Genomic DNA, 7,380 nt, shown 5'->3' with positions numbered 1-7,380 from the left:
GCCCCGGCCGCGTCCACCCCGCTGCCTCCGGAGCTGGAGGCGGTCCGGGCGGCCGAGGCCACCGCGCTGTACGGCTCGCCCGCCGAGCGCCCGATGGACCAGCGCAAGACCGGGCTGATCTCGCTGGGCGACAGCGAGATCTCCGGCGAGGGCATCGGTAGATACGATCCGGCCACCAACCGGCCCGGCAACTGGTGCCACCGCTCGCCCGACGCCGCCATCCACCGCACCGGCATCCCCGCCGACGTCACCTACAACGTCTCCTGCTCGGGCGCGAGCTCCGCCAACATCGTCATCGGCGGCGGCAAGCAGTACGCCGACGAGCTGGTGCAGAGCGACAACCTGGCCGTCAAGGCCCGCAACACCCGGATCAAGATGGTGCTGCTGGTCTCCGGGGCCAACGACGACCTGCAGTTCGGCCCGGTGATGACCGACTGCGTCGTCCGCTACCTCACCCTCCAGGGCCCCTGCGAACCGAAGTACGCCGGCGGCTGGCAGGCCCGGGTCGACGCGCTCGTCCCCAAGGTCGAGCGGACCGTCACCGACCTGCGCACCGTGATGCGCGGCGCCGGGTACGCCGACGGCGACTACAAGCTCGTCCTGATGGGCTACCCCAGCCCCATCGGCCCCGACTTCGGCGACAACCCGAACTTCCCCGGCAAGCTGGCCTGCGGCGGCCTCGGCTACGACTCCGACACCGTCTGGGGCCGGAACACCGCCGTGCCCGCCTTCGAGCGCGGCATGCGCCGGGCGGCCGCGAACACCGGCGCCCACTACCTGGACAACTCGCGGCTCTTCCACGGCCACGAGGTCTGCATGGACAGCGCCTGGGCCCGCGGCCTCTACATCGACCTCACCAAGCCCGGACTGCCCGACGAGAACTCCGTCCGCCAGTCCTTCCACCCCAACGGCGCCGGCCACGCGGCCTTCGCCTCCTGCCTCACCCAGTTCGACGCGGCCGGGGTGCGCGAGGCGAGCTGCGCCGACCCCGCCTCCACCGGCAGCCCGGCGCTCTACCCGCTCGCCTGGGACGACGCCTTCGTCCCGCTGCGCGGCGAGGCCACCGGCTCCTGCCTGGACGTCAACGCCGCCCGCAGCCGCAACGGCACCGCGGTCGGCGGCTGGGACTGCCACGGCGGCCGCAACCAGCAGTGGTGGTACGACGCCGGGCGCGGCTCGCTGCACACCGCGCTCACCCACGACCGCTGCCTGGACGTGCCGGGGGCCGCGTACACCCCGGGCACGGCCCTGGTGCTGTGGAACTGCTCGGGCGCGGCCAACCAGCGCTTCGTCCGGGTCTCCGGCACCCTGCGCCCGGCCGCCGCGACCGGGCTCTGCCTGACCCTGGCGGCGCGGCAGGACCCGCTGCGCCTCCAGCCCTGCGACGGCTCGGCCGGGCAGCGCTTCGCCTAGACGGCCCGCCGGCAAGAAGGGCGCGGCCCCCGCTCTCGTACGCCTACGGGAGCGGGGGCCGCGACCCGGTGGTCCGGCGGCGTCTCAGCCGCGCACCGGGATGGAGGTGAACGTCGGCTGCGGGGCCGGGTCCTGGAAGAAGTCGTTGCCCTTGTCGTCCACCACGATGAACGCCGGGAAGTCCTCGACCTCGATCTTCCAGACCGCCTCCATGCCGAGCTCCTCGTACTCGACGACCTCGACCTTCTTGATGCAGTCCTGGGCGAGCCGGGCCGCCGGGCCGCCGATCGAGCCCAGGTAGAAGCCGCCGTGGCTGCCGCAGGCGTCGGTGACCTGCTTGCTGCGGTTGCCCTTGGCCAGCATCACCTTCGAGCCGCCGGCCGCCTGGAACTGCTCCACGTAGGAGTCCATCCGCCCGGCCGTGGTCGGCCCGAACGACCCGGAGGCGTACCCCTCGGGGGTCTTGGCCGGGCCGGCGTAGTAGACGGGGTGGTCCTTGAGGTACTGCGGCATCTCCTCGCCCGCGTCCAGCCGCTCCTTGATCTTGGCGTGCGCGATGTCGCGCGCCACCACCAGCGGGCCGGACAGCGACAGCCGGGTCTTGACCGGGTACTTCGCCAGCTCGGCCAGGATGGCGTCCATCGGCTGGTTGAGGTCGATCCGCACCACGTCGCCGGCCTCGTCGAGCTGGGCGTCGGTGGTGTCGGGCAGGAAGCGCGCCGGGTCGGTCTCCAACTGCTCCAGGAAGACGCCCTCGGCGGTGATCTTGGCGACGGCCTGGCGGTCGGCCGAGCAGGAGACGGCGATGGCGACCGGGCAGGAGGCGCCGTGCCGGGGCAGCCGCACCACCCGCACGTCGTGGCAGAAGTACTTGCCGCCGAACTGCGCGCCGATGCCGATCCGCTGGGTCAGCTCGAAGACCTTCTGCTCCAGGTCCTCGTCCCGGAAGCCGTGGCCCAGCTCCGAGCCCTCGGCGGGCAGCTCGTCCAGGTAGTGCGCGGAGGCGTACTTGGCGGTCTTCAGCGCGTACTCGGCCGAGGTGCCGCCGACCACGATCGCCAGGTGGTACGGCGGGCAGGCCGACGTCCCCAGCGAGCGGATCTTCTCCTCCAGGAACCTCATCATGGAGGCCTCGTTGAGGACCGCCTTGGTCTCCTGGTAGAGGAACGACTTGTTGGCGCTGCCGCCGCCCTTGGCCATGAACAGGAACTTGTAGGCGCCGCCGTCGGTCGCGTACAGCTCGATCTGCGCCGGCAGGTTGGAGCCGGTGTTCTTCTCGTCCCACATGGTCAGCGGCGCCATCTGCGAGTACCGCAGGTTGAGCCGGGTGTAGGCGTCGTGGATGCCGTGCGACAGCGCCTCCTCGTCGCCGCCCGAGGTCAGCACGTTCTGCCCGCGCTTGCCCATCACGATCGCGGTGCCGGTGTCCTGGCACATCGGCAGCACCCCGGCCGCCGCGATGTTGGCGTTCTTCAGCAGGTCCAGGGCCACGAACTTGTCGTTGGCCGAGGCCTCCGGGTCGTCGATGATCCGGCGCAGCTGGGCCAGGTGGGCCGGGCGCAGGTAGTGCTGGATGTCGTGGATCGCCTCGGCGGCAAGCGTGCGCAGCGCCTCCGGCTCGACCCGGAGGAACGTACGGCCGTCGGCCTCGAAGGTGGACACACCCTCGGACGTCACCAGCCGGTAGGGCGTGGTGTCCTCTCCCAGCGGGAGCAGATCGGAGTACGCAAACTCTGGCATCGCGGCCATTCCTCACTCGGCAGACAGCCCGCCGCCTCCGTTGGCGGGAGCGCCCTCCAGCCTAGGACGCCGCTTGTCGATCTCCCAGGTGAGGCCACCCTCACCAGTGCCCGCCCGGCGCCCTCCGGGGCGTCCCCTAGGGGGCGCGCCCCCTTCTCGCGATCTATCGCGTTTCGCTACGCTGCCGTCGTGGACCCCGACAAGCAGCCCGAGAAGCAGCCCGCGCAGCCGTCCTCCCCGCCGCCCGCCCCCGCGCCGCAGGGCATGCGGGCCTCCGACGCGGACCGCGACCGCACCGCCGACATCCTGCGCGACGCCCTGGCCGAGGGGCGGATCGACGCCGAGGAGCACTCCGAGCGGATCGACGCCGTCTACCGGGCGAAGACCGTCGCCGAGCTCCGGCCGCTGGTCCAGGACCTGCCCGCGGTGCGGACCGGCCCGCGCCCGCACGCGGCCGGGGCGACCCTGGAGGAGAGCGCGGACGGCGGCCCGTCCGAGAAGCTGATCGCCGTGCTGTCCAGCTCCACCCGCAAGGGGCGGTGGCGGATCGGGCGCCGCACGCACGCCGTCGCCGTCTTCGGCAGCGTCGAGATCGACCTCACCCAGGCCGTCTTCACCCAGCGGCTGACCGTCATCGAGGCGACCGCCGTGTTCGGCAACGTCGAGGTCCGGGTGCCGGAGAACGTCACCCTGCGCGGCAGCGGCAGCGGTCTGCTGGGCAACTTCGAGGTCGCCTCGCTGGAGGCCGGCGACCCGGAGGCGCCGGTCGTCGTCGTCAACGGCTTCTCGGTGCTCGGCAACATCGAGGCCCGCGCCAAGCGCGGCCGGCGCGTCGCCGACCTGCACGCCCGGATGCGCAAGCACCTCGGCGGCTGACCCCGCGGGCGCACCGGCGGCGTGAACTCCCCTGCCCGCCTTCGGCGTTCCGTTTCGGCCGGACGGCGGCCGGACGCCGATGCCGCGGGCCACGCAGCGCTTAGGCGTACGCACAGCGGGTAGGGCTTGCTCCGTCGCCTCTTCTCGCTCGCGAGGCCGCCGCCGCAGTCGTCGTCGTCAGGAGTAGACCGTGCTGCCACTGCCGCATCAGCCCCTCCAGACCGCCGCAACCGCCCCGTCCGAGCGCCTGTCGTCGCGCGAGGAGCAGGACGGGCCGTGGCACTCGGAGGCGGTCTGCCGCCGGGACGAGGCCGGTCTGTTCTTCGCGCCGTCCAAGGAGCCCACGGCGGCCCGGCTGGCGCGCGAGGAGGCCGCCAAGCGCGTCTGCGCCCGCTGCCCGGTGATGATCGAGTGCCGTGAGCACGCACTGCTCCAGCCCGAGCCGTACGGCGTGTGGGGCGGCCTGACCGCCGCCGAGCGCCGGGTGGTGCTCGCCCGCCGCCGGCGGCGCGAGGTGGAGCTGCGCAAGGCCGCGTCCGCCGACCGGCAGGTCGCCGCCGCCGGCTGAGCGCGGACGCTTTCGGTACGCGACGAGGCGCCCCCACCGCACACGGGGGCGCCTCGTCGCGTACCGGGGCCGCGGGCCTCAGCCCGCGGCCGTCACTTCGCCCGGTCGAAGTCGATCTGGCTGTAGGCGCGCAGCTTGGACAGCCGGTGCGTGGAGTCGATCTGCCGGATCGTGCCCGACTTGGACCGCATGACCAGCGAGGAGGTGGTCGCGGTCTCGGCCCGGTAGCGCACCCCGCGCAGCAGCTCGCCGTCGGTGATGCCGGTGGCGACGAAGAACACGTTCTCCCCGCTGACCAGGTCGGTCGTGGTGAGCACCCGGTCCAGATCGTGGCCGGCGTCCAGCGCCCGCTGCCGCTCCTCGTCGTCCTTGGGCCACAGCTTGCCCTGGATCACGCCGCCCAGGCACTTGATGGCGCAGGCGCTGATGATCCCCTCGGGGGTGCCGCCCACCCCCATCAGCATGTCCACGCCGGTGCCCTCGCGCACGGCCATGATCGAACCGGCCACGTCGCCGTCCGAGATGAACTTGATCCGGGCGCCGGTCTCCCGGATCTCCTTGACGATGCCCTCGTGCCGGGGGCGGTCCAGGATGACCACGGTGACGTCCTCGGGCGAGGACTTCTTCGCCTTGGCGACCCGGCGGATGTTCACCGACACCGGGGCGTTGATGTCCACGTAGTCGGCCGCCTCCGGGCCGGTGACCAGCTTGTCCATGTAGAAGACCGCGGACGGGTCGAACATGGTGCCCCGGTCCGCGGCGGCCAGCACGGCGATCGCGTTGGGCATGCCCTTGGCGGCGAGCGTGGTGCCGTCGATCGGGTCCACGGCGATGTCCACCTCGGCGCCGGTCCCGTCGCCGATGCGCTCGCCGTTGAACAGCATGGGCGCCTCGTCCTTCTCGCCCTCGCCGATGACGACCACACCGTTCATCGAGACCGTGTGGACCAGGGTGCGCATGGCGCGCACCGCCGCGCCGTCGGCGCCGTTCTTGTCGCCCCGGCCCGTCCAGCGGCCGGCCGCCATCGCGGCTGCCTCGGTGACCCGCACCAGCTCCAGGGCCAGGTTGCGGTCGGGGGCCTCGGGGGAGACCTCGAGCTCGGACGGCAGATGGTTCTCGGTCATCGGAACGCACCTTTCTGTACGGCGGCGGCCGCAGGTAAGAAGAGGGTGCTGTGACTCTATCGGTAGGTCGACAAACTGAGCAGAGGGCCCCACGGATGAGCGGCCGGCCCTGATGCGACCATAGACCCGTGGCAGGTATGCGAGGCAAGCAGACAGTGCGCGGGATGTTCCAGTCGATGGCGGTCATCCTCGCCGCGGCGGGCGTGATCTACCTCTTCGTCCCGCACGACGAGAACGCCGACCCCATCAAGCCGGTCGACTACCGGGTGGAGCTGGTGACGGCCCAGCGCGCGGCGCCGTACCCGGTGCTGTCCCCCCAGGGCCTGCCCGCCGGCTGGAAGCCGACCTCGGTCTCCTACGAGCGGCGCAGCGGCGACGCCTGGCACCTCGGCTACCTCACGCCGGACCGCCAGTACGCGGCGGTGGAGCAGTCCACGGCCTCCCCGGTGAAGTACATCGACTCCGTCACCCGCGGGGCCCGGGACACCGGCGCCACCCGGGAGGTGGCGGGCCGCGCCTGGCAGCACTGGGAGGGCCCCAAGTACGACGCGCTGGTGCTGCGCGAGAAGGGCGTCACCACCGTCGTCGCCGGCACCGCGACGGAGGGGCAGCTCGCCGAACTGGCCACCGCCCTGCGCCCCGCGCCGAAATCCTCCTGAGGTCCCGCGAGGCCCCGTGCGNNCCGTGCGCTCTGCGCAGGTGCTCAGACGCTGGTGATGACCTCGTCGAAGGCCAGTCGCGGGCTGCGCGGGAACCAGGCGTCCTCGCCCGGCTTGCCGATGTTGACGATCATCAGCGGGGTGTGGTCGTCGTCCAGGAACTCCTTCTGGACGGCGGCGAAGTCGAAGCCGGTCATCGGGCCGGCGGCCAGCCCGGCGGCGCGCACGCCGACGATGAAGTAGCCGGCCTGGAGGGTGGCGTTCAGCGCGGCGGCCTGCTCGCGCACCGGGCGCTCGGTGAAGAACACGTCCTTGGCCTGCGGGAAGTGCGGCAGCAGCGCCGGCAGTTCGTCGTGGAACTCGTTGTCCGCGGCCAGGATGGCGACGAGCGGGGCGGCCGCGGTCTTGGGCTGGTTGCCCTCGGCCATCAGCGGCACCAGGCGCTCGCGGGCCTCGGCGGAACGGACCAGCACGATGCGCAGCGGCGACTGGTTGAACGCGGTCGGCCCGTACTTCACCAGGTCGTAGATCGCCTGGATCTGCTCCTCGGTGACCGGCTCGTCGGTGAAGGTGTTCGCGGTGCGAGCCTCACGGAAGAGCAGGTCCTGGGCGGCGGGGTCGAGCACGAGGGACATGGTGCGGTGCCTTTCGGGCGACGTACGGTGAACCAGTTGGCTTCACCGTACACCCGGATAGATTAACTTTCAACTATCAGGTGCGGGGCGGCCCGCCTCCCCCGTGAAGCAGTACCCCGGGCGCTCAGTCCTCCCGCCCGCCTCCGTGCCCCTCCGGCTCGGCCAGGGCGGCGTCCAGGCGGGCGCGGGCGCCCTCCAGCCAGTGCCGGCACACCCGGGCCAGCTCCTCGCCGCGCTCCCAGAGCGCCAGCGACTCCTCCAGCGTGGTGCCGCCCGCCTCCAGCCTGCGCACCACCTCGATCAGCTCGTCGCGCGCCTGCTCGTAACCGATCGCGGCCGCCTGCGCCCCGGCGCCCGCGCCCGCC

The 7,380-nt window shown here is 72.4% G+C and carries 8 protein-coding genes; 4 read left to right on the top strand and 4 right to left on the bottom strand.

Going from position 1 to position 7,380, the window contains the following annotated elements; genetic code table 11:
• A partial coding sequence (locus C6N75_RS13020; protein WP_105869045.1) for a ricin-type beta-trefoil lectin domain protein occupies positions 1–1,413 on the top strand: 1,413 nt, incomplete at its 5' end.
• 84 nt (positions 1,414–1,497) lie between these two features.
• On the opposite strand, the gene C6N75_RS13015 is transcribed toward C6N75_RS13020, so the two are convergent.
• Positions 1,498–3,153 (bottom strand): fumarate hydratase, encoded by a 1,656-nt coding sequence (locus tag C6N75_RS13015; RefSeq protein ID WP_105869048.1) that lies wholly within the window; start codon positions 3,151–3,153, stop codon positions 1,498–1,500.
• Positions 3,154–3,342: 189 nt separating this feature from the next.
• Here C6N75_RS13015 and C6N75_RS13010 point away from each other — a divergent pair, with 189 nt between their 5' ends.
• Both C6N75_RS13010 and C6N75_RS13005 read left to right on the top strand, forming a co-directional pair.
• Positions 3,343–4,029, top strand: coding sequence for a DUF1707 SHOCT-like domain-containing protein (locus C6N75_RS13010; protein WP_258177388.1), 687 nt, complete (start codon positions 3,343–3,345; stop codon positions 4,027–4,029).
• A gap of 190 nt (positions 4,030–4,219) precedes the next feature.
• Positions 4,220–4,597 (top strand): WhiB family transcriptional regulator, encoded by a 378-nt coding sequence (locus C6N75_RS13005; protein WP_105869044.1) that lies wholly within the window; start codon positions 4,220–4,222, stop codon positions 4,595–4,597.
• A gap of 92 nt (positions 4,598–4,689) precedes the next feature.
• On the opposite strand, the gene glpX is transcribed toward C6N75_RS13005, so the two are convergent.
• Positions 4,690–5,721: a class II fructose-bisphosphatase gene (glpX, locus tag C6N75_RS13000; RefSeq protein ID WP_105869043.1), complete on the bottom strand. Its 1,032-nt coding sequence runs from the start codon at positions 5,719–5,721 to the stop codon at positions 4,690–4,692.
• A gap of 128 nt (positions 5,722–5,849) precedes the next feature.
• On the opposite strand from glpX, the gene C6N75_RS12995 reads away from it, so the two are divergent.
• A complete protein-coding gene (locus C6N75_RS12995; protein ID WP_105869042.1) occupies positions 5,850–6,380 on the top strand; it encodes a DUF4245 domain-containing protein in 531 nt (176 codons plus the stop codon).
• 44 nt (positions 6,381–6,424) lie between these two features.
• On the opposite strand, the gene C6N75_RS12990 is transcribed toward C6N75_RS12995, so the two are convergent.
• The gene (locus C6N75_RS12990; RefSeq protein ID WP_105869041.1) at positions 6,425–7,015 is read right to left on the bottom strand and encodes a malonic semialdehyde reductase; all 591 of its coding nucleotides are present in this window, start codon (positions 7,013–7,015) and stop codon (positions 6,425–6,427) included.
• Positions 7,016–7,139: 124 nt separating this feature from the next.
• Positions 7,140–7,346, bottom strand: coding sequence for an exodeoxyribonuclease VII small subunit (locus C6N75_RS12985; protein WP_105869046.1), 207 nt, complete (start codon positions 7,344–7,346; stop codon positions 7,140–7,142).
• Between the last annotated feature and the right edge of the window lie 34 nt (positions 7,347–7,380).

Origin of the sequence: Streptomyces solincola (assembly GCF_002982015.1) — a bacterium.
Classification (GTDB): Bacteria; Actinomycetota; Actinomycetes; order Streptomycetales; family Streptomycetaceae; genus Streptomyces; species Streptomyces solincola.
The sequence above is the reverse complement of the archived record's forward strand: the minus strand, read 5'-3'. Positions and strand labels throughout refer to the sequence as shown.

Excerpts from the sequence above, each read along its gene's own strand:
- C6N75_RS12990 (WP_105869041.1), bottom strand. The coding sequence starts at position 7,015 with ATGTCCCTCGTGCTCGACCCCGCCGCCCAGGACCTGCTCTTCCGTGAG.
- glpX (WP_105869043.1), bottom strand. The coding sequence starts at position 5,721 with ATGACCGAGAACCATCTGCCGTCCGAGCTCGAGGTCTCCCCCGAGGCC.
- C6N75_RS13015 (WP_105869048.1), bottom strand. The coding sequence starts at position 3,153 with ATGCCAGAGTTTGCGTACTCCGATCTGCTCCCGCTGGGAGAGGACACC.